Here is a 21,922-nt window from a genome sequence, read left to right as displayed (position 1 = left end):
CCTCCATGCCGCCCACGCTCGCCTCGCTCGTCCAGCACTCGGCGCTCAAACTCACGGTGCGCGCGGGGCGGACCGCCTCGACACACCGGTGCGCTGGGCGCACGCCAGCGAGCTGACCGACCCCGTCCCCTATATGGAGGGCGGCGAACTGCTGCTGGTCACCGCGACCAACCTGGACGCGGAGAACCCGGAGGCGATGGGGCGATACGTGCGCCGGCTCGCCGGTGCCGGGGTCGCCGGGCTCGGCTTCGCCGTCGGCGTCAACTACGACGAGGTGCCCCGGCCCCTGATCGGCGCCGCCGAGGAGGCCGGGCTGCCGCTGCTCGAAGTGCCCCGCCGCACGCCGTTCATCGCCATCGCCAAGGCTGTCTCCTCGCACATCGCGGCCGACCAGTACCGCGCGGTCACCGCCGGCTTCGAGGCGCAGCGGGAGCTGACGAGTGCGGCGCTCGCCGGGGACGGCCCCGCCGCCCTCCTCACCCGCCTCGCCGCCCACGTCAACGGCTGGGCCGCCCTCTACGACGCCGCAGGGGCCGTCGTGGCCGCCGCCCCCGACTGGGCGGCCCGCCGCGCCGCCCGGCTCACCCCGGAAGTGGAGCGGCTGCGCACCCGGCCCGCCCCGGCCAGCATGGTCGTCGGCGACACCGACGACCGCGTCGAGCTCCAGTCCCTGGGCACCGGCCGCCGGGTCCGCGGCGCCCTCGCCGTCGGCACCGGCGCGGCCCTCGGCACCGCCGAGCGGTACGCCGTGCACTCCGCGGTCGCCCTGCTCACCCTCACCACCGCCCGCTCCCGTGCCCTCCAGGGCGCCGAACAGCGCCTCGGCGCGGCGGTGCTGCGGATGCTCCTCGCCGGTCAGCCCGACCACGCCCGCGCCGTCGCCGGGGACCTCTACGGCGGACTGCTCGACGCGCCCTTCCGGCTGCTCATCGCCGAGGGCCAGGACCCCTCGGCGACGGCCCTCCTGGCCGACGCCCTCGACACCGCCGCCGACCGGTCCGGGGAGACCCTGCTGATGGTCCCGAGGGCGAACGCCTCCTGGTGCTGGCCGCCGACGGCGGCGCGGCGGTGACCGCCTGCCAGGCGTACGCCGAGGCGCAGGACGCGCTGACCCCGCGCGAACCGGCCGCCGCCCAGGAGTCCGATGTCGTGGTGGGCATGTCCGCACCGGCGGGCCCGGTCGCCGTGTCCGCCGCGTACAAGCAGGCCGAGCAGGCCCTCTCGGTCGCCCGCCGCCGGGGCCGGGCCCTGGTCGAGCACGCGGAGCTGGCCACCGGGTCCGTGCTGCCGCTGCTCGCCGACGACGCGGTACGCGCCTTCGCCGACGGGATGCTGCGCGCGCTGTACGAGCACGACGCCAAGGGCCGCGGCGATCTGGTCGCCTCGGTGCGCGCCTGGCTCTCGCACCACGGGCAGTGGGACGCGGCCGCCGCCGACCTGGGGGTCCACCGGCACACCCTGCGGTACCGGATGCGGCGGGTCGAGGAGATCCTCGGGCGCTCGCTGGACGACCCGGACGTCCGGATGGAGCTCTGGCTCGCCCTGAAGGTCACCGCATCCCCTGGCCAATAAGGCGCACCCGGGCCGCTGTCCGCTCCACCCAGGACAAACGCCAGGCGGCCGCACCGGCCCTACCGTGGGGGCGGACACACCCCACGCCATCGAAGGGCCGGAACTCCATGACCTCCACCCACGCCTTCTGGCTGGCCGGCCGCCAGGCCACCGGCGAGGAAAGCTTCGACGTCACCAACTCCTGGGACGGGCGCCTCGTCGGGACGGTCTCCGTACCGACCGAGGCCCAGGTCGAGGAGGCCGTCGCCGCCGCGCACGCCGTGCGCGAGGAGTTCGCCGCGACCCCGGCCCACGTCCGCGCCGCCGCCCTCGACCACATGGCCCGCCGGCTGGCCGAGCGCACCGAGGAGATCGCCCAGCTGATCTCCGCCGAGAACGGCAAGCCCATCAAGTGGGCGCGCGGCGAGGTCGGGCGGGCCGTGTCCGTGTTCCGCTTCGCCTCCGAGGAGGCCCGCCGGTTCAACAGCGGCGAGGCCCAGCGCCTGGACACCGACGCCGGCGGCACCGGCCGCCTCGGCCTCACCCGGCGCTTCCCGCGCGGCACCGTCCTCGGCATCGCGCCCTTCAACTTCCCGCTGAACCTCAGCGCCCACAAGGTCGCCCCGGCCATCGCCGTCGGCGTCCCGATCATCCTCAAGCCCGCCCCGGCCACCCCGATCTCCTCGCTGGTCCTGGGTGAGCTGCTGGCCGAGACGGACCTGCCGGCCGGCTCCTGGTCCGTCCTCACGGTCCCCAACGACCGGATGCCCGCCCTCGTCCAGGACGAGCGGCTGCCCGTGATCTCCTTCACCGGGTCCGCCCCCGTCGGCTACGCGATCATGGACTCGGCGCCCCGTAAGCACTGCACGCTGGAGCTCGGCGGCAACGGCGCCGCCGTCGTCCTCGGCGACTACGCCTCCGACGAGGACCTGGACTGGGCCGCGACCCGCATCGCGACCTTCTCCAACTACCAGGGCGGCCAGTCCTGCATCTCCGTCCAGCGCGTCATCGCCGACGCGGCGGTCTACGACCGGCTGCTGCCCAGGATCGTCGCGGCCGTGGAGGCCCAGGTCACCGGCGACCCGTCCGACCCCGCCACCGACGTCGGCCCGCTCGTGGACGAGGCCGCCGCCCGGCGCGTCGAGTCCTGGGTGGACGAGGCCGTCGCGGCGGGCGCCCAGCTCCTCGCGGGCGGCAAGCGCGACGGGTCCACGTACGCCCCGACGGTCCTCGCCGGACTGCCCGACGGCGTCACCCTCGCATCCGAGGAGGTCTTCGGGCCGGTCCTGTCCGTGCAGAAGGCGCACGGCGAGGCCGAGGCGTTCGCCGCCGTCAACGCCTCGCAGTACGGGCTCCAGGCAGGCGTGTTCACCCATGACATCCAGGCCGCCTTCCGCGCCCACCGCGCGCTGGAGGTCGGCGGTGTGATCATCGGCGACGTGCCCTCGTACCGCGCCGACCAGATGCCGTACGGCGGAGCCAAGCAGTCCGGCGTGGGCCGCGAAGGCGTCCGCTACGCGATGGACGACTACACCTACGAACGCGTCCTCGTCCTCACCGGCCTGGCGCTCTGACGCCCACGCGGACGCATGCCGCACCCGGCGGCGGGCAGTGGAGTGGCGACCGACCCGATCGGCGCCCCGAGGCTGGTCGGGGTGGCGGCAATCGGGTACATACGGACGAGTAGAACCGGACAGGTACGCACGGGCGGACGGACCCCCCGCCCGTGCGCACCTGCCGGGTCCACCCACCCGACGACGCGGCGAGGTGAGCCCTCATGTCCGCTCCATCCGCACAACAACCCACGCCCAAGGTCACCGAACGCGAAGCGCGCCAGGTCGCCGAGGACGCCCGGGAACAGGACTGGCGCAAACCCAGCTTCGCCAAGGAACTCTTCCTCGGCCGCTTCCGCCTGGACCTGATCCACCCGCACCCGCAGCCCGCCGGCGAGGACGTCCGGCGCGGCGAGGAATTCCTCGCCCGGCTCCGCGAGTTCTGCGAGACCCGGGTCGACGGCGCCCTCATCGAACGCGAGGCGAAGATCCCCGACGAGGTCGTGAACGGCCTCAAGGAACTCGGCGCGCTCGGCATGAAGATCGACGTCAAGTACGGCGGCCTCGGCCTGACCCAGGTCTACTACAACCGGGCCCTCGCCCTGGCCGGCTCCGCGAGCCCCGCGATCGGCGCCCTGCTCTCCGCCCACCAGTCGATCGGCGTGCCCCAGCCGCTGAAGACCTTCGGCACCCAGGAGCAGAAGGACACCTTCCTGCCCCGGCTCGCCCGAACCGACATCTCCGCCTTCCTCCTCACCGAGCCGGACGTGGGCTCCGACCCGGCACGGCTCGCCACCACCGCCGTCCGGGACGGGGACGACTACGTCCTCGACGGGGTGAAGCTCTGGACCACCAACGGCGTCGTCGCCGACCTGCTGGTCGTCATGGCACGCGTACCGAAGTCACCGGAGGGCAAGGGCGGCATCACCGCCTTCGTGGTCGAGGCGGACGCCCCCGGCATCACCGTCGAGCACCGCAACTCCTTCATGGGCCTGCGCGGCATCGAGAACGGCGTCACCCGCTTCCACCAGGTGCGCGTGCCCGCCGCCAACCGCATCGGACCCGAGGGCGCCGGGCTCAGGATCGCGCTCACCACGCTCAACACCGGCCGGCTCTCGCTGCCCGCGATGTGCGTCGGCTCCGGCAAGTGGTGCCTGAAGATCGCCCGCGAGTGGTCCGCCGTCCGCGAGCAGTGGGGCAGGCCGGTCGCCCGGCACGAGGCCGTCGGCTCCAAGATCGCCTTCATCGCCGCGACCACCTTCGCCCTGGAGGCCGTGGTCGACCTGGCCTCGCAGATGGCCGACGAGGACCGCAACGACATCCGCATCGAGGCGGCGCTCGCCAAGCTGTACGGCTCCGAGATGGGCTGCCTGATCGCCGACGAACTGGTCCAGATCCGCGGCGGACGCGGTTTCGAGACCGCCGCCTCCCTCGCCGCCCGGGGCGAACGGGCCGTGCCCGCCGAGCAGATGCTCCGCGACATGCGGATCAACCGGATCTTCGAGGGCTCCACGGAGATCATGCACCTGCTGATCGCCCGCGAGGCCGTCGACGCCCACCTCAAGGTCGCCGGCGACATCATCGACCCCGACAAGCCCCTCTCCGCCAAGGCGAAGGCGGGCGCCAACGCGGCCGGCTTCTACGCCAAGTGGCTGCCCAAGCTCGTCGCGGGCCCCGGCCAGCTGCCCACCACCTACGCCGAGTTCAACCCGTCCGGCCACCCGGACCTGGCCACGCATCTGCGGTACGTCGAACGCGCCTCGCGCAAGCTGGCCCGCTCCACCTTCTACGCGATGTCCCGCTGGCAGGGCCGGATGGAGACCAAACAGGGCTTCCTCGGCCGGATCGTGGACATCGGCGCCGAACTCTTCGCGATGAGCGCCGCCTGCGTCCGCGCCGAGCACCTGCGCGCCACGGACGAGCACGGCCGCGAGGCGTACCAGCTCGCCGACGCCTTCTGCCGCCAGGCCCGCATCCGCGTCGAGGAGCTGTTCACCCGGCTCTGGTCCAACACCGACGACCTCGACCGGCGCGTCGTCGAGGGCGTCCTGTCCGGCACCTACGGCTGGCTGGAGGAGGGCGTGGTCGACCCCAGCGGCGAGGGCCCCTGGATCGCCGACGCCACCCCGGGCCCCTCCACCGAGGAGAACGTCCACCGCCCGATCCGCTGAACCACCGGCCCGTGCGGGGCGCGTCCAGTCGCTGGACGCGCCCCTTCGCATGCCCCGGTCCACGGCAGGATGGACGCCCGTGACCGTCATCCATGTCCCCGGCTCCAAGTCCGTCACCGCGCGCGCCCTCTTCCTGGCCGCCGCCGCGAACGGCCGCAGCACGCTCGTACGCCCGCTGAGCTCCGACGACACCGAGGGCTTCGCGGCCGGTCTGACCGCGCTCGGCTACGCGGTCGAGCAGGAGGCGGACGCCTGGCACATCACCGGCCGCCCCGCCGGGCCCGCCGCCACCGAGGCCGACGTCTACTGCCGCGACGGGGCCACCACCGCCCGCTTCCTGCCCACCCTCGCGGCGGCCGGCGCCCGCGGCAGCTACCGCTTCGACGCCTCCGCGCAGATGCGCCGCCGCCCCTCGCCCCGCTCACCGAGGCCCTGCGCACCCTCGGCGTCGACCTGCGCCACGAGGAGGCCGAGGGCCACCACCCGCTGCGCATCGAGGCCGCCGGCATCAAGGGCGGCGAACTCACCCTGGACGCCGGGCAGTCCAGCCAGTACCTCACCGCCCTGCTGATGCTCGGCCCGCTCACGGAGACCGGGCTCCGGATCACCGTCACCGACCTCGTCTCGGCGCCCTACATCGAGATCACCCTCGCGATGATGCGCTCCTTCGGCGCCCGGGTCGCCCGCGGCGGCCCCGACGGCACCGTCTTCACCGTGGAGCCCGGCGGCTACCGCGCCACCACCTACGCCGTCGAACCCGACGCCTCCACCGCGAGCTACTTCTTCGCCGCCGCCGCCCTCACCGGCCGCGAGATCACCGTCCCCGGACTCGCCGAGGGCGCCCTCCAGGGGACCTGCGGTTCACCGACGTCCTGCGCCGCATGGGCGCCGACGTCACCATGGAGGACGGCGCCACCACGGTCCGCTCGACCGGCACCCTCAGCGGCCTCACCGTCAACATGCGCGACATCTCCGACACCATGCCCACGCTCGCCGCGATCGCCCCCTTCGCCTCGGGGCCCGTACGCATCGAGGACGTCGGCAACACCCGCGTGAAGGAGTGCGACCGGCTGGAGGCGTGCGCGGACAACCTGCGGCGCATGGGCATCACGGTCGCCACGGGCCCCGACTGGATCGAGATCCGGCCCGGCACGCCCGAGCCCGTCGAGATCGAGACGCACGGCGACCACCGCATCGTCATGTCGTTCGCCGTCGCGGGCCTGCGCACCCCCGGCATCACGTACGACGACCCGGGCTGCGTACGCAAGACCTTCCCCGGCTTCCACGAGGCGTTCGCCGCCGCCACCGGCTGAGAGGGGAGCGCGGGGACGGGGGACACGGACGGGTCGTCCCGGGACACCCTGTCCCCGCGCACAGAGGGAGCGGCGACAATGGGGCCCATGACCGACAGCCCTGCCCCTCTCGCCGACCCGCACCTCGTCTTCGACGCCGTGGAAGGACGCCGGGATCTCGTCATCCTCGGCTCCACCGGGTCCATCGGCACCCAGGCCATCGACCTGGTGCTGCGCAACCCCGACCTCTTCCGCGTCACCGCGCTGTCCGCGGCCGGCGGCCGGGTCGCCCTCCTCGCCGAGCAGGCCCGCCTGCTGAGGGTGCGCACCGTCGGCGTCGCCTCGCCCGACGCCGTACCCGCCCTGCGCGAGGCGCTGCGCCAGGAGTACGGGGCGGGCGAGCCGCTTCCCGAGATCCTCGCCGGACCCGACGCGGCGACGGAGCTGGCCGCGAGCGACTGCCACACCGTGCTCAACGGGATCACCGGCTCCATCGGCCTCGCCCCGACCCTGGCCGCCCTGAAGGCGGGCCGCACCCTGGCGCTCGCCAACAAGGAGTCCCTGATCGTCGGCGGCCCCCTGGTCAAGGCGCTGGCCGCCCCGGGGCAGATCATCCCCGTCGACTCCGAGCACGCAGCGCTCTTCCAGGCGCTCGCCGCCGGCACCCGCGCCGATGTGCGCCGGCTGGTCGTCACCGCGTCCGGCGGCCCCTTCCGCGGCCGCACCAGGAGCGAGCTGGCCGAGGTCACCCCCGAGCAGGCCCTCGCGCACCCGACCTGGGCGATGGGCCCGGTCATCACCGTGAACTCGGCCACCCTGGTCAACAAGGGCCTCGAAGTCATCGAGGCGCACCTGCTCTACGACATCCCCTTCGACCGCATCGAGGTCGTCGTCCACCCCCAGTCGTACGTGCACTCCATGGTCGAGTTCACCGACGGCTCCACGCTCGCCCAGGCCACCCCGCCCGACATGCGCGGCCCGATCGCCATCGGGCTCGGCTGGCCGATGCGCGTGCCCGAAGCGGCGCCCGCGTTCGACTGGACGAAGGCGTCCACCTGGGAGTTCATCCCGCTGGACACCGAAGCCTTCCCGTCCGTCGGCCTCGCCCGGCACGTCGGCGCGCTCGGCGGCACCGCGCCCGCCGTGTTCAACGCGGCCAACGAGGAGTGCGTCGACGCGTTCCTGTCCGGGAAGCTGCCCTTCAACGGCATCATGGACACGGTCACCGCGGTGGTGGGCGAACACGGCACACCGGAATCGGGAACTTCTCTCACCGTCGCGGACGTACTCGAAGCGGAGACCTGGGCGCGGACCCGGGCCCGGGAACTCTCGGCCAAGGCCATTGCGGAGGCACGCGCATGAGCATGACGACGATCCTGCTGACCATTCTCGGCATCGCCGTCTTCGCGTTCGGTCTGCTCTTCTCCATCGCCTGGCACGAGCTGGGCCACCTCTCCACCGCCAAGCTCTTCGGCATCCGCGTCCCCCAGTACATGGTCGGCTTCGGCCCCACCGTCTGGTCCCGCAGGAAGGGCGACACGGAGTACGGCATCAAGGCCATCCCGGCCGGCGGCTACATCCGGATGATCGGGATGTTCCCGCCCGGCGCCGACGGAAAGCTGGAGGCCCGCTCCACCTCACCCTGGCGCGGCATGATCGAGGACGCCAGATCCGCCTCCTTCGAGGAGCTCCAGCCGGGCGACGAGGACCGCCTCTTCTACACGCGCAAGCCGTGGAAGCGCGTCATCGTGATGTTCGCCGGCCCCTTCATGAACCTGGTGCTGGCCGTCGCGATCTTCCTCGGCGTCGCCATGACCTTCGGCTTCCAGACCAACACCACCGAGGTCGCCGGCGTCCAGAAGTGCGTCATCCCGCAGAGCGCGGAGCGCACCACCTGCAAGAAGTCCGACGCCGTCTCCCCGGCCCAGGCCGCCGGGCTGAAGAAGGGCGACGTGATCGTCGCCTTCGACGGCGACCGCATCGACTCCTGGGACACCCTCTCCGACCGCATCCGCGACACCACGGGCCCCGCCGACATCACCGTCCGGCGCGACGGCCAGGAGAAGACCCTGCACGCGGTGCTCCTGGAGAACGCGGTCGCCAAGAAGGACTCCGACGGCCAGCCCGTCCCCGGCAAGTTCGTCACCGCCGGCTACCTCGGCTTCGCGGCCAAGTCGGAGATCCTGCCGCTCTCCTTCGGCGAATCCGTGGTCCGCATGGGCGACATGGCGGAGAACGGCGTCCGCTCGATCATCGCCCTGCCCTCCAAGATCCCCGCCCTCTGGGACGCCGCGTTCGGAGGCGGCGAGCGCGCCGCGGACTCCCCGGTCGGCATGGTCGGCGCCGCCAGGATCGGCGGCGAGGTGATGGCGCTCGACGTGCCCACGGAGAGCCAGATCGCGATGATGCTCAACCTGCTCGCGGGCATCAACCTCTCGCTGTTCCTCTTCAACATGCTGCCGCTGCTCCCGCTCGACGGCGGCCACATCGCGGGAGCCCTCTGGGAGGCGCTGCGCCGGCACACGGCACGGATCTTCAAGCGCCCCGACCCCGGCCCGTTCGACGTCGCCAAGCTGATGCCCGTCGCCTACGTGGTCGCCGGGGTCTTCATCTGCTTCACCCTGCTCGTCCTCGTCGCCGACGTGGTCAACCCGGTCAAGATCACCTGACCGGGGCGCGCCGGACGCGCCCGGTGCACCGCGAGTGACCGGCGGTGTGCGGGGTGCGTCCGACGGGCCGACATTCCGTACGGGGCCGGACGCGGTGTGCTCCCGGCCGCCCCCGGTGACGTAACCTCGAAGGCCGGAGCCCGCCGATACCGGGACCTCGATCCACACCTTGGGGATGCTCAGCGCATGACTGCGATTTCTCTCGGAATGCCCGCCGTTCCGACCAAGCTCGCCGAACGGCGGGTCAGCCGGAAGATCCAGGTCGGATCGGTTGCGGTCGGCGGGGACGCCCCCGTCTCGGTGCAGTCGATGACGACGACCCGTACGTCCGACATCGGCGCGACGCTTCAGCAGATCGCCGAACTCACCGCCTCCGGCTGCCAGATCGTACGCGTGGCCTGCCCGACGCAGGACGACGCGGACGCCCTGAAGATCATCGCGGCCAAGTCGCAGATCCCGGTGATCGCGGACATCCACTTCCAGCCGAAGTACGTCTTCGCCGCGATCGACGCCGGCTGCGCGGCGGTGCGCGTGAACCCGGGCAACATCAAGCAGTTCGACGACAAGGTCAAGGAGATCGCGCGCGCCGCGAAGGACGCCGGCACGCCGATCCGGATCGGCGTCAACGCCGGCTCGCTGGACGCCCGGCTGCTGAAGAAGTACGGCAAGGCCACCCCGAGGCCCTGGTCGAGTCCGCGCTCTGGGAGGCGTCCCTCTTCGAGGAGCACGACTTCCGCGACATCAAGATCTCGGTCAAGCACAACGACCCGGTCGTGATGGTCAACGCCTACCGCCAGCTCGCCGCCCAGTGCGACTACCCGCTGCACCTCGGCGTCACCGAGGCCGGCCCCGCCTTCCAGGGCACCATCAAGTCGGCCGTCGCCTTCGGCGCCCTGCTCAGCGAGGGCATCGGCGACACCATCCGCGTCTCGCTCTCCGCACCGCCCGCCGAAGAGGTCAAGGTCGGCATCCAGATCCTGGAGTCGCTGAACCTGCGCCAGCGCCGCCTGGAGATCGTCTCCTGCCCCTCCTGCGGCCGCGCCCAGGTCGACGTCTACAAGCTCGCCGACCAGGTCAGCGCCGGTCTGGAGGGCATGGAGGTCCCGCTGCGCGTCGCCGTCATGGGCTGCGTCGTCAACGGCCCCGGCGAGGCCCGCGAGGCCGACCTCGGCGTCGCCTCCGGCAACGGCAAGGGCCAGATCTTCGTCAAGGGCGAGGTCATCAAGACCGTGCCCGAGTCGAAGATCGTGGAGACCCTCATCGAGGAAGCCATGAAGATCGCCGAGCAGATGGAGAAGGACGGCGTCGCCTCCGGCGAGCCCGAGGTCTCCATCAGCTGACCGTCCCCGGCCCCCGGAAGCGCCCCCCGAGGAACCCCTCGGCGGGGCGCTTCCGTGTGCGGGCCGACGGCGGGTGCGCACAGCTGTTCCCGGGCACGGGCGGCGTCGCCCGGGCTCTTCGGTTACAGTGCGGAAATCAGCAGACCGCATGGTGAGGCCCCCTCGTGTTGACGCACACCACTACCCGGGTCCTCGAACCCAGCGACCTCGGCGCCGCGCTCGCCGTCCTGGAGAGCGAGCCCGTGGCCAACGCCTTCGTGACGTCCCGCGTCCAGATCGCCGGACTCGACCCCTGGCGCCTGGGCGGCGAGATGTGGGGCTGGTACGCCGACGGCCGGCTCCGCTCCCTGTGCTACTCGGGCGCCAACCTCGTCCCCATCTGCGCCGGTCCCGAAGCCGTCCGCGCCTTCGCCGACCGCGCCCGCCGGGCCGGCCGCCGCTGCTCCTCGATCGTCGGCCCCGCCGAACCCACCGCCGAGCTGTGGCGCCTCCTCGAACCGGGCTGGGGCCCCGCCCGCGAGGTCCGGGCCAACCAGCCCCTCATGGTCACCGAGAGCCCGTCCGCCGACGTGGAACCCGACCCGCTCGTCCGCCGCGTCCGCAAGGACGAGATGGACATCCTGATGCCCGCCTGCGTGGACATGTTCACCGAGGAGGTCGGCGTCTCCCCGCTCGCCGGCGACGGCGGACTCCTCTACCAGGCCCGCGTCGCCGAACTCATCGGCGCCGGCCGCTCCTTCGCCCGCATCGACGACGGCAAGGTCGTCTTCAAGGCGGAGATCGGCGCCACCACCCCGCAGGCGTGCCAGATCCAGGGGGTGTGGGTCGCCCCGGAATTCCGCGGGCGCGGCCTCTCCGAGACCGGCATGGCCGCCGTACTGCGGTACGCGCTGGCCGACGTCGCCCCGGTCGTCAGCCTGTACGTGAACGACTACAACACCCCGCGCGCAAGGCGTACCGCCGCATCGGCTTCCGGGAGACCGGCACCTTCATGAGCGTGCTCTTCTGACCGGCCCCCGCAGGGGGTCTTTCGTTTGGATCATGCTGGGCTCGCGGGGCGTGGCACGCGTGTCTGCGGCGTTGTCGTCGGTTGCCAACGCTCCGCGTTGTCGCCCTCCTCCGCCTTGCAGCCACACGCACCACGCCCCGCTCCCTGATCCAGCCTGATCCAAACGAAAGACCCCAGCCGGCCCGGACAGTAGGGTCGGCCCATGGCAGCAGATTCCGGGGGCGGACCCCGCACCACCGGCGTCCGGGTCGGGCCGATCGACCTCGCGGCCCGCGTCGACGAGGCCCTGGCCGTCCAGGCCGTCGCCTTCGGCCTGAGCGCCGGAGAGGTCGAGGTCCGCCGGCACATCGTGCTCCGGCACCTCGACCACCCGCACGCCCGCGCGCTCGGCGCCCTCACACCCGAGGGCCGCCTCGTCGGCTTCGTCTACGGCATGCCCAACGACCGCGGCCACTGGTGGTCCACCGTGGTCGAGCCCTATCTCCGCGCCACCGGCAGCGCCCACTGGCTGGACGACGCCTTCGTGATCACCGAGCTCCACGTCCACCCGGACTTCCAGAACCGGGGCATCGGCCGCACCCTGATCACCACCATCACCGACGCGGTCGCCCAGCCCCGCTCGATCCTCTCCGCGATCGACACCGAGAGCCCGGCCCGCGGCCTCTACCGCTCCCTCGGCTACCAGGACCTCGCCCGCCAGGTGCTCTTCCCCAGCGCCCCCAAGCCGTACGCGGTGATGGGAGCGCCCCTGCCACTGCGCCGTACGTGAGGGAATGGATTTCCGCCCGCACGGGCCGCCCCGCTAACCTCGGGCCCATCACCCTTCCGAGCAGGAGTTCACCATGGCCCAGGTCCAGCGCATGTCCCGATTGATGATCAAGACACTGCGCGACGACCCGGCGGACGCCGAGACGCTCAACCACAAGCTCCTCGTCCGAGCCGGCTACGTACGACGCACCGCTGCCGGAATCTGGTCCTGGCTGCCGCTCGGCAAGAAGGTCCTGGAGAACATCACCCGCGTCGTCCGCGAGGAGATGGACGCCATCGGCGGCCAGGAGGTCCTGCTCCCCGCGCTGCTGCCCAAGGAGCCCTACGAGGCGAGCGGCCGGTACGACGAGTACGGCGACCTGCTGTTCCGGCTCCAGGACCGCAAGGGCTCCGACTACCTCCTCGGCCCCACGCACGAGGAGATCTTCACCCAGGTCGTCAAGGACATGTGCTCGTCCTACAAGGACCTGCCGGTCATCCTGTACCAGATCCAGACGAAGTACCGCGACGAGGCCCGCCCCCGGGCCGGTGTGCTGCGCGGCCGCGAGTTCCAGATGAAGGACTCGTACTCCTTCGACACCACGGACGAGGGCCTGGTCGAGGCGTACCAGCTGCACCGCGCCGCGTACATCCGCATCTTCGAGCGGCTCGGCCTGGACCACCGCATCGTGTCCGCCGTCTCCGGCGCCATGGGCGGCTCCGCCTCCGAGGAGTTCCTGGCGCCGGCGCCCGCCGGCGAGGACACCTTCGTGGACTGCCCGAACTGCGACTACGCGGCCAACACCGAGGCCGTCACCTTCAACGCCACCGCCGGCGACGCCTCGGGTATCGGCCCCGTCGAGGAACTGGACACCCCCGACACCCCGACCATCGAGACCCTGGCCGCCCACCTCGGCGTGGCGGCCTCCGCCACGCTGAAGAACCTGCTGGTCAAGGTCGACGGCGAGATCGTCGCCGTGGGCGTGCCCGGCGACCGCGAGGTGGACCTCGGCAAGCTGGGCGAGCACCTGGCCCCGGCCGTGGTCGAGCTGGTCACCGCCGAGGACTTCGTCGGCCGTCCCGACCTCGTACGCGGCTACGTCGGCCCCCAGGGCCTGGAGAAGGTCCGCTACATCGCCGACCCCCGCGTCGCCCCCGGCACCGCCTGGATCACCGGCGCCAACAAGGACGGCAAGCACGCGAAGAACGTCGTCGCGGGCCGCGACTTCGAGGTGGACGACTACCTCGACGTCGTCGTGGTCGAGGCGGGCGACCCCTGCCCCAAGTGCGGCACCGGCCTCCAGGTCGACCGCGCCATCGAGATCGGCCACATCTTCCAGCTCGGCCGCAAGTACGCCGACATCTTCGCGCTCGACGTGCTCGGCCAGCAGGGCAAGCCCGTCCGCGTCACCATGGGCTCGTACGGCATCGGCGTCTCCCGTGCCGTGGCCGCCCTCGCCGAGCAGACCGCCGACGACAAGGGCCTGTGCTGGCCCCGCGAGGTCGCCCCGGCCGACGTCCACGTCGTCGCCGCCGGCAAGGCCCTCCAGACCGAACTGGCCCTGGAGGTCTCCGACAAGCTGGCCGCCGCCGGACTGCGCGTCCTGGTGGACGACCGCGCCGGCGTCTCGCCCGGCGTCAAGTTCACCGACTCCGAGCTGATCGGCGTCCCGAAGATCCTGGTCGCCGGCCGCCGCTCGGCCGAAGGCGTCCTGGAGCTGAAGGACCGCCGCACCGGCGAGCGCGAGGAGCTGACGGTCGAGGAGGCCATCGCCCGCCTCTCCGAGCAGCAGGACTGACGCTCCTCACGCGCGAGGGCCCCGCACGGAACGCTCCGTGCGGGGCCCTTACGCATGACCTACAGCCAGCCCGCGAACTCCAGCGTCACTTCGCCCTCCTGACGGCGCCCGGCCGCCAGCGCCCGGGTGCCCGACTCCACGGCACGGAACAGCGTCCAGCCGTGCAGCCGCTCCTGGTCCACGTCCAGCGAGTCCGCGAGCTTCTTGACCCTGCGCCGGGCCGTCGTCGCCCCGGCGGGCGACGCGATCAGGTCCTCCACCCGGTCCCGGACCAGCCGCGCCAGGTCGTACGCCCGCTCACCGACCAGCGGCTCGGGCCCGACCGTCAGCCAGGGCGCCCGCTCACCCGCGAGCACCTTGCTCTGCCGGAAGTTGCCGTGCAGCAGCAACGTCTCGGGGGAGCCGGCGACCAGCTCGTCCCGGGCCGCCAGCGCCGCGGTGACCAGGGGCTCGAGGGCGGGGTCCGACGCGGCGGAGGCGCGCATGGCGTCCACCCGCCGCCCGGTCCGCTCGGTGACCGTCTCGAAGCCGTGCCCGGCCGGCGGCTCGACCCACAGCCGGCGCACCGTCCCGGCCGCCTCCAGGAGCGCCTTCGCCTCCGGCAGCGACCGCAGCGACATCTCGGGGTGCAGCCGCTCCAGCAGCAGCGCCCCCGCCACGGGCCGCCCGCCGTCCGCGGGGTCGAGCAGCCGCACCGCGCCCCAGCCGTTCCAGTGCGCCAGCGCCGCCGCTTCCAGCCCCGGCGCGGCACCGGAGGGGGCCAGCTTCAGGGCGGCCGGGGTGCCGTCGGCCCCCCGGACCAGCAGAACCAGACTGCTGCGCCCGCCGGGGGCCGCGACCCGCTCCACGACCGGGGCGCGGCCGGTCGCGGCCAGCGCCTGCTCGGTCAGTGCGGGGAGCCCCGCGAGCCAGTCCCCGGCGGCCGTATCCCCGTACGACTCACCGAGCGCTCGCACCAGACGCTGCGGCGGTTCAAAACCCATACGTGCCGTGTTCCCTTTCAGAGCCTTCTCGTGTGCGCCCTTTTTCAGTGCGCGGTGGCGGCCCCGGCCCGCGCGTCCGTCCCGGCCTTCGCCCCGGCCCGCTCCGCGAGCCCGGGAAAGGGTACGCCGCTGCCCCGCCAGCGCGCCGCGCGCACCGCCGCCTCCCGCAACGCGTCCGCCGCGCTGCGCCGCAGCGACCCGTCGGCGGCCCGGACCAGGTCGGAGTAGACGTACCCGACGCGGTCCTCCAGGACGGCGGCGAGCCGGACCGCCGCCGCCGCGTCCGGCACCGCGAACGGCAGAGCGTACGCGGCGTCCGAGGCCACCGGCTCACCGCCCAGGTCCCGGACCGTGCGCACCAGGGCGTCGCGGCGGGCGCGGTGGGCGTGGAACGCTGCGGTGGCCTCGGCCCGGCGCTTCGACCCGACCCGGCCGCCCGCGACCCCGTAGCCGTAGACGGCGGCGTGCTCGGCGGCCAGCGCCGCCTGGGCCGCTTCCAGCGGGCCGTCGTTCTTGCCGTCGCTCATGCCGGGGTCTCCTTGGCCAGTTCGGTCAGCAGGTAGGCGTGCGCGGCGCAGGCGGCGGCGACCGAGGCCAGCAGCCGGGCCAGCTCCCCGGGCGCCTCCAGGAGCAGAGCGGTGTAGGCGTCCGCCGCGGAGCGCTCGGCCGCCGCCAGCTCCCTGACCGCGGCGGCGGGGGTGGTGGCGCGCGAGCGTGCCATGCCGAGCGCGGGGGTCTTCTCGGGGGAGAGCGCCTCGAGATGGGCGCGGACCGCGTCGCGCAGGGGAGTGAGGGCCGCGGCCGTCGCCGGGTGGGCCCGGAGCACCTGCTCGTAACCGGCGAGCAGGGTCGCCGTGGTGCGGGTGGCGCCGGTGCGCAGCGCCTTCTCCGCGCGCACCGGGGAGGCCCCGTGCGCGGAGCCCTTGGTGCCCCCGTCCGTGCCGTCGTCGTCGCCTCCGCAGCCGGCCAGCACAGCCCCGGCGGCCAGTGCGCCGGTCGCCGCGAGCGCGCCCCTGCGCGTCGTCCCCGTACGCCGCACTTGCTCTCCTTCGGGCTGGACCTGTCTTGACTGGATCTGTCCGGAAGTGATCACCGCCTGTGAGCGTACCCGCGCTCGGGGGACCGGCGGACAGCAACACCCCTTGCGACCGGATACCCTTTGACCAGACACGCGAGATCCCCACAACAGCACACGCGGCCGAGGAGTCACCCGGATGAGCACCACCCAGAGCGAGAGGCTGCGCGGGCTGGTCGAACCGCTCGTCAGCGCCGAGCAACTGGAGCTGGAAGAGATCGAAGTCTCCCGGGCAGGCCGCCGCAGAGTGCTGCGGATCGTCGTGGATTCCGATGAGGGTGTCGAGCTGGACACCTGCGCGGAGCTGAGCCGCGCGATCTCCGCGAAGCTGGACGAGACCGATGTGATGGGCGAGGACGAATACGTCCTGGAGGTCAGTTCGCCCGGCGCCGACCGCCCGCTCTCGGAGCACCGCCATTACGTACGCAACACCGGCCGCCTGGCCAGGCTGACCCTGCGCGAGGGCGGCGAGCTGGTGGCCCGCATCCTCGCGGTGGACGAGGACGGTCTCGATCTGGAGGTGCCGGGCGTCAAGGGCCGCAAGCCCACCGCCCGCCGGATCGCCTTCGACGAGATCGCCAAGGCCCGCGTCGAGCTGGAATTCAACCGCAAGGACAAGAAGGAAGAGGAGGCGTAGCCGTGGACATCGACGTGAAGCTGCTGAAGGGCTTGGCGCAGGACAAGGAGATCCCGTTCGACGTCCTGGTCGAGGCGATCGAGTCGGCCCTCCTCATCGCGTACCACCGCACCGACGGCAGCCACCGCAGGGCGCGCGTGGAGCTGGACGAGCGCGGCCATGTGACGGTGTGGGCCAAGGAGGACCCGGCCGATCTGGAGGAGGGGCAGGAGCCCAAGGAGTTCGACGACACCCCGTCGGGCTTCGGCCGGATCGCCGCGACCACCGCCAAGCAGGTCATCCTCCAGCGTCTGCGCGACGCCGAGGACGACCGCACGTTCGGCGAGTACGCGGGCCACGAGGGCGATGTCGTCACCGGCGTCGTGCAGCAGGGCAAGGACCCGAAGAACGTCCTGGTCGACATCGGCAAGCTGGAGGCCATCCTGCCGGTGCAGGAGCAGGTGCCCGGCGAGGAGTACACCCACGGCCTGCGGCTGCGCACGTACGTCGTGCGCGTCGCCAAGGGCGTGCGCGGTCCCTCCGTCACGCTGTCGCGGACCCACCCCAACCTGGTGAAGAAGCTCTTCGCGCTGGAGGTCCCGGAGATCGCCGACGGTTCCGTCGAGATCTGCGCGATCGCCCGCGAGGCCGGCCACCGCACCAAGATCGCGGTCCGCTCGACCCGCTCCGGCCTCAACGCCAAGGGCGCCTGCATCGGCCCGATGGGCGGCCGGGTGCGCAACGTGATGGCCGAGCTGCACGGCGAGAAGATCGACATCGTGGACTGGTCGGACGACCCGGCCGAGATGGTCGCCAACGCGCTGTCACCCGCACGGGTGAGCGAGGTCGAGGTCGTTGACCTCGCGGCCCGTTCCGCCCGGGTGACCGTGCCGGACTACCAGCTCTCCCTGGCCATCGGCAAGGAGGGGCAGAACGCCCGCCTGGCCGCCCGGCTCACCGGCTGGCGCATCGACATCCGCCCGGACACCGAGACCGACGCCGAGCGCGACGTCGCCGACCGCGAGCGCGCCGAGCGGGCCCGGGAGCGCTCGGACCGGCGCTGACGCGCCCCGAGCGGCATCCGGGGAATAGATCACGTCGGCCGGTCGCTGAGATCACGACAACGTACGTTCGATTTTTGCCCCAAAGGGGTGAGGTCGGTGCGGGGAGGTAGACTTAACCGTGTCTGGCCGGACGCACGCCCGCGCTTGCCCTGAGCGAACCTGTGTGGGATGCCGGGAGCGGGCGGCCAAGAACGAGTTGCTGCGCATCGTCGCGGACGGGGACCACTGCGTCCCCGATCCTCGCGGTACGCTGCCCGGCCGGGGTGCCTACGTGCATCCCGTCCCCGACTGTCTGGACCTGGCGGTTCGCCGCCGGGCATTCCCCCGGGCCTTCAAGGCCAAGGGGCCGTTCGACCCGACCGCGGTACAGCGGTTCGTCGAGCGGGTGACACCGTAAGAAATGAACGGCACGGGTCCCCGTGCGGTCAGGTACCTCGCGAGTTGGAAGTAGGTCGAGATTGCGATGAGCACTCGATGAGTACGCGATGAGTACGCCCATGAAGTAGCGACGGTCCGGCGGTAACCCGGACCTAAAAGGAGCGAAGTGGCTAAGGTCCGGGTATACGAACTCGCCAAGGAGTTCGGTGTGGAGAGCAAGGTCGTCATGGCCAAGCTCCAAGAACTCGGTGAATTCGTCCGTTCGGCGTCCTCGACGATCGAGGCGCCGGTCGTGCGCAAGTTGACTGACGCACTGCAGGGGCCCGGCGGCAACGCCGGCAAGCCCGCTGCCAAGCCGGGCGCGCCCCGTAAGGCCGCCCCCGCCAAGCCCGCGGCGCCGTCTCCGGCCCCCGCGGCACGTCCCGCTGCCCCGAAGCCCGGCGCCCCGGCCCCCAAGCCGGCCGCCGCCGAGGCACCGAGCAGCACCCCCTCCGCCCCGTCGGCGCCGGCCCCCGGCCCGCGTCCGGGCCCGAAGCCCGCGCCGAAGGCCCCGGTCACCCCGGTGCCCGCCGCGGAGTTCTCGGCCCCGGCCCCGGCCCAGCCGGCCGCGCCGCAGGCACCGCGCCCCACCGGCGCGACCCCCGGCCCCCGTCCCGCGCGTCCGGCCCCGGCCGGTCAGCAGGGTGGCGGCCAGCGTGACGGCGGCCAGCGCGGCGGCGAGCGCCCCGCGCGTCCCGCCGGCCAGGGCGCCCCGCGCCCCGGCGCCCGTCCGGCCGGTCCCCGTCCGGGCAACAACCCCTTCACCTCCGGTGGCTCGACGGGCATGTCCCGTCCGCAGGCACCCCGTCCCGGCGGCGCCCCGCGTCCCGGCGGCGGCCAGGAGCGCCCCGGCGCCCCGCGTCCGCAGGGCGGCCCCGGTGGCGCCCCGCGCCCGCAGGGCCAGGGTGGCGCGCCGCGTCCGACCCCGGGCGGCATGCCCCGGCCGCAGGCGCCCCGTCCGGGCGGCGGCCCCGGTGGTAACCGACCCAACCCGGGCATGATGCCGCAGCGTCCCGCTGCCGGTCCCCGTCCCGGTGGCGGCCCCGGCGGCGGCCGCGGTCCCGGCGGCGGCGGTCGTCCGGGCGGCGCGGGTCGTCCCGGTGGCGGCGGCTTCGCGGGTCGTCCGGCCGGTCCCGGCGGCGGTGGCGGCGGCTTCGCCGGCCGTCCCGGTGGCGGCGGCGGTGGCGGCGCGGGCCGTCCCGGCGGCGGCGGTGGCTTCGGCGGCCGTCCCGGCTTCGGTGGACGTCCCGGCGGTCCCGGTGGCCGTGGTGGCACGCAGGGCGCCTTCGGCCGTCCCGGCGGTCCTGCGCGTCGCGGCCGCAAGTCGAAGCGGCAGAGGCGCCAGGAGTACGAGGCCATGCAGGCCCCGTCGGTCGGCGGCGTGATGCTGCCTCGCGGCAACGGACAGGCCGTCCGGCTGTCGCGCGGTGCCTCGCTCACCGACTTCGCCGAGAAGATCAACGCCAACCCGGCTTCGCTGGTCGGCGTCATGATGAACCTCGGCGAGATGGTCACCGCCACGCAGTCCGTCTCCGACGAGACGCTGAAGCTCCTCGCGGACGAGATGAACTTCGTCCTGGAGATCGTCAGCCCGGAGGAGGAGGACCGCGAGCTGCTCGAGTCCTTCGACATCGAGTTCGGCGAGGACGAGGGCGGCGACGAGGCCCTGCTGCCGCGTCCGCCGGTCGTGACCGTCATGGGTCACGTCGACCACGGTAAGACGCGACTCCTGGACGCGATCCGCAAGACGAACGTCATCGCGGGCGAGGCCGGTGGCATCACCCAGCACATCGGTGCCTACCAGGTCTCGGCCGACGTCAACGGCGAGGACCGTCGGATCACCTTCATCGACACCCCGGGTCACGAGGCGTTCACCGCCATGCGTGCCCGTGGTGCGAAGTCGACCGACATCGCGATCCTCGTGGTGGCGGCGAACGACGGTGTGATGCCCCAGACGATCGAGGCGCTGAACCACGCCAAGGCGGCCGACGTGCCGATCGTGGTCGCGGTCAACAAGATCGACGTCGAGGGCGCCGACCCGACCAAGGTGCGCGGTCAGCTCACCGAGTTCGGTCTGGTGGCCGAGGAGTACGGCGGCGACACCATGTTCGTCGACATCTCCGCCAAGCAGGGTCTGCACATCGACCAGCTGCTGGAGGCCGTCGTCCTCACCGCCGACGCCTCGCTCGACCTGCGGGCCAACCCGGAGCAGGACGCGCAGGGCATCGCGATCGAGTCCCACCTCGACCGCGGCCGCGGTGCCGTCGCGACCGTCCTGGTCCAGCGAGGCACCCTGCGGGTCGGCGACACGATGGTGGTCGGCGACGCCTACGGCCGTGTCCGCGCGATGCTCGACGACAAGGGCGAGAACGTCGAGGAAGCGGGTCCGTCGACCCCCGTCCTCGTGCTCGGTCTCACCAACGTCCCGGGCGCCGGCGACAACTTCCTCGTCGTGGACGAGGACCGTACGGCCCGCCAGATCGCCGAGAAGCGTGCCGCTCGCGAGCGCAACGCCAACTTCGCCCGCAAGGGTGTCCGGTTCTCCCTGGAGAACCTGGACGAGGCGCTCAAGGCCGGTCTGGTCCAGGAGCTCAACCTCATCATCAAGGGCGACGCGTCCGGTTCGGTGGAGGCCCTCGAGTCCTCGCTGCTCCAGCTCGACGTCGGTGAAGAGGTCGACATCCGGGTCCTGCACCGCGGTGTGGGTGCGGTCACCGAGTCGGACATCGACCTGGCGACCGGCTCCGACGCCATCGTGATCGGCTTCAACGTGCGCGCCGCCGGGCGTGCGCAGCAGATGGCCGACCGCGAGGGTGTGGACGTCCGTTACTACTCGGTCATCTACCAGGCGATCGAGGAGATCGAGGCGGCCCTCAAGGGCATGCTCAAGCCGGAGTACGAAGAGGTCGAGCTGGGTACGGCGGAGATCCGCGAGATCTTCCGCTCGTCCAAGCTGGGCAACATCGCCGGTGTGCTCGTCCGGTCCGGCGAGGTCAAGCGCAACACCAAGGCGCGCCTGCTGCGCGACGGCAAGGTCGTCGCGGAGAACCTCACCATCTCCGGTCTGCGCCGCTTCAAGGACGACGTCACCGAGATCCGCGAAGGCTTCGAGGGCGGTATCAACCTCGGAAACTTCAACGACATCAAGATCGACGACGTCATCGCGACGTACGAGATGCGCGAGAAGCCGCGAGGCTGACCCGTACCTCAACAGTCGGGGCCGGTCGACGGGACCTATTTCCGTCGATCGGCCCCGGCCGTTCCGTGTACGGTTCTTGTGTCCCCGCCGATCATCGGCGGGGCGCGAACCCGAACCGGCGGGACATCCGGGCATACATGTATGTGGGGACACTGTCCTTCGACCTGCTTCTCGGCGACGTACGGTCGCTGAAGGAGAAGCGTTCCGTGGTCCGTCCGATCGTCGCCGAACTCCAGCGCAAGTACGCGGTGAGCGCGGCGGAGACGGGCGACCAGGACCTCCATCGCAGGGCCGAGATCGGCCTCGCCGTGGTGTCCGGGGACACCCGGCACCTCACAGACGTACTCGACCGGTGCGAGCGCCTCGTCGCCGCCCGGCCGGAAGTGGAGCTGCTGTCCGTACGACGGCGGCTGCACAGCGACGAAGACGATTGAGCA

The 21,922-nt window shown here is 72.6% G+C and carries 14 protein-coding genes and 4 pseudogenes; 15 read left to right on the top strand and 3 right to left on the bottom strand.

Features of this window, described 5'->3' with window-relative positions:
• Positions 1-5 precede the first annotated feature (5 nt).
• The 10 genes and pseudogenes from NEH16_RS08295 to NEH16_RS08250 all read left to right on the top strand — a co-directional run bounded on the left by NEH16_RS08295 (position 6) and on the right by NEH16_RS08250 (position 14,131).
• Positions 6-1,572, top strand: a pseudogene (locus NEH16_RS08295) (PucR family transcriptional regulator).
• Positions 1,573-1,679: 107 nt separating this feature from the next.
• Positions 1,680-3,125 (top strand): aldehyde dehydrogenase family protein, encoded by a 1,446-nt coding sequence (locus tag NEH16_RS08290; protein WP_265540611.1) that lies wholly within the window; start codon positions 1,680-1,682, stop codon positions 3,123-3,125.
• A gap of 203 nt (positions 3,126-3,328) precedes the next feature.
• The gene (locus NEH16_RS08285) at positions 3,329-5,275 is read left to right on the top strand and encodes an acyl-CoA dehydrogenase family protein (RefSeq protein ID WP_073963670.1); all 1,947 of its coding nucleotides are present in this window, start codon (positions 3,329-3,331) and stop codon (positions 5,273-5,275) included.
• 79 nt (positions 5,276-5,354) lie between these two features.
• Positions 5,355-6,588, top strand: a pseudogene (gene aroA, locus NEH16_RS08280) (3-phosphoshikimate 1-carboxyvinyltransferase).
• Between the two features lie 78 nt (positions 6,589-6,666).
• A complete protein-coding gene (gene dxr, locus NEH16_RS08275; protein ID WP_265540607.1) occupies positions 6,667-7,929 on the top strand; it encodes a 1-deoxy-D-xylulose-5-phosphate reductoisomerase in 1,263 nt (420 codons plus the stop codon).
• Positions 7,926-9,236, top strand: coding sequence for a M50 family metallopeptidase (locus NEH16_RS08270; protein WP_265540605.1), 1,311 nt, complete (start codon positions 7,926-7,928; stop codon positions 9,234-9,236). The genes dxr and NEH16_RS08270 overlap by 4 nt, the downstream gene beginning before the upstream one ends.
• Positions 9,237-9,422: 186 nt before the next feature.
• Positions 9,423-10,576: pseudogene (gene ispG / locus NEH16_RS08265) on the top strand (flavodoxin-dependent (E)-4-hydroxy-3-methylbut-2-enyl-diphosphate synthase).
• Between the two features lie 164 nt (positions 10,577-10,740).
• A pseudogene (locus tag NEH16_RS08260) lies at positions 10,741-11,585 on the top strand (GNAT family N-acetyltransferase).
• A 202-nt stretch (positions 11,586-11,787) separates the two neighbouring features.
• On the top strand, positions 11,788-12,354 hold the full coding sequence (locus NEH16_RS08255; RefSeq protein ID WP_073963660.1) for a GNAT family N-acetyltransferase: 567 nt from the start codon (positions 11,788-11,790) through the stop codon (positions 12,352-12,354).
• Positions 12,355-12,427: 73 nt separating this feature from the next.
• Positions 12,428-14,131 carry a proline--tRNA ligase gene (locus tag NEH16_RS08250; RefSeq protein ID WP_265540603.1) on the top strand — a complete coding sequence of 568 codons (1,704 nt, stop codon included), beginning with the start codon at positions 12,428-12,430 and terminating at the stop codon, positions 14,129-14,131.
• A 59-nt stretch (positions 14,132-14,190) separates the two neighbouring features.
• Here the strand turns inward: NEH16_RS08250 and NEH16_RS08245 are convergent, their stop codons facing one another.
• Genes NEH16_RS08245 through NEH16_RS08235 form a run of 3 tightly spaced genes read right to left on the bottom strand, consistent with a single transcriptional unit; the run spans position 14,191 to position 16,153 of the window.
• Positions 14,191-15,114: an aminoglycoside phosphotransferase family protein gene (locus tag NEH16_RS08245; RefSeq protein WP_265540601.1), complete on the bottom strand. Its 924-nt coding sequence runs from the start codon at positions 15,112-15,114 to the stop codon at positions 14,191-14,193.
• Between the two features lie 44 nt (positions 15,115-15,158).
• Positions 15,159-15,641, bottom strand: a complete 483-nt coding sequence (locus NEH16_RS08240; protein ID WP_073963657.1) for a ferritin-like domain-containing protein — start codon at positions 15,639-15,641, stop codon at positions 15,159-15,161.
• Positions 15,638-16,153 carry a hypothetical protein gene (locus tag NEH16_RS08235; protein WP_265540596.1) on the bottom strand — a complete coding sequence of 172 codons (516 nt, stop codon included), beginning with the start codon at positions 16,151-16,153 and terminating at the stop codon, positions 15,638-15,640. Before NEH16_RS08235 ends, NEH16_RS08240 begins: the two co-directional genes overlap by 4 nt.
• Before the next feature lie 175 nt (positions 16,154-16,328).
• On the opposite strand from NEH16_RS08235, the gene rimP reads away from it, so the two are divergent.
• The 5 genes from rimP to NEH16_RS08210 all read left to right on the top strand — a co-directional run bounded on the left by rimP (position 16,329) and on the right by NEH16_RS08210 (position 21,919).
• On the top strand, positions 16,329-16,826 hold the full coding sequence (gene rimP, locus NEH16_RS08230) for a ribosome maturation factor RimP (RefSeq protein ID WP_073963655.1): 498 nt from the start codon (positions 16,329-16,331) through the stop codon (positions 16,824-16,826).
• Between the two features lie 2 nt (positions 16,827-16,828).
• Positions 16,829-17,869: a transcription termination factor NusA gene (gene nusA, locus NEH16_RS08225; protein WP_073963654.1), complete on the top strand. Its 1,041-nt coding sequence runs from the start codon at positions 16,829-16,831 to the stop codon at positions 17,867-17,869.
• Positions 17,870-17,987: 118 nt separating this feature from the next.
• The gene (locus NEH16_RS08220; RefSeq protein WP_073963653.1) at positions 17,988-18,266 is read left to right on the top strand and encodes a YlxR family protein; all 279 of its coding nucleotides are present in this window, start codon (positions 17,988-17,990) and stop codon (positions 18,264-18,266) included.
• Positions 18,267-18,413: 147 nt separating this feature from the next.
• Complete coding sequence (gene infB / locus NEH16_RS08215; RefSeq protein ID WP_073963652.1) at positions 18,414-21,485, top strand: translation initiation factor IF-2; 3,072 nt, start codon at positions 18,414-18,416, stop codon at positions 21,483-21,485.
• A 137-nt stretch (positions 21,486-21,622) separates the two neighbouring features.
• Complete coding sequence (locus NEH16_RS08210) at positions 21,623-21,919, top strand: DUF503 domain-containing protein (protein ID WP_073863182.1); 297 nt, start codon at positions 21,623-21,625, stop codon at positions 21,917-21,919.
• Positions 21,920-21,922: the final 3 nt, after the last annotated feature.

Origin of the sequence: Streptomyces drozdowiczii (assembly GCF_026167665.1) — a bacterium.
GTDB classification, from domain to species: Bacteria; Actinomycetota; Actinomycetes; order Streptomycetales; family Streptomycetaceae; genus Streptomyces; species Streptomyces drozdowiczii_A.
This window is presented reverse-complemented; position numbering and strand designations above follow the sequence as displayed.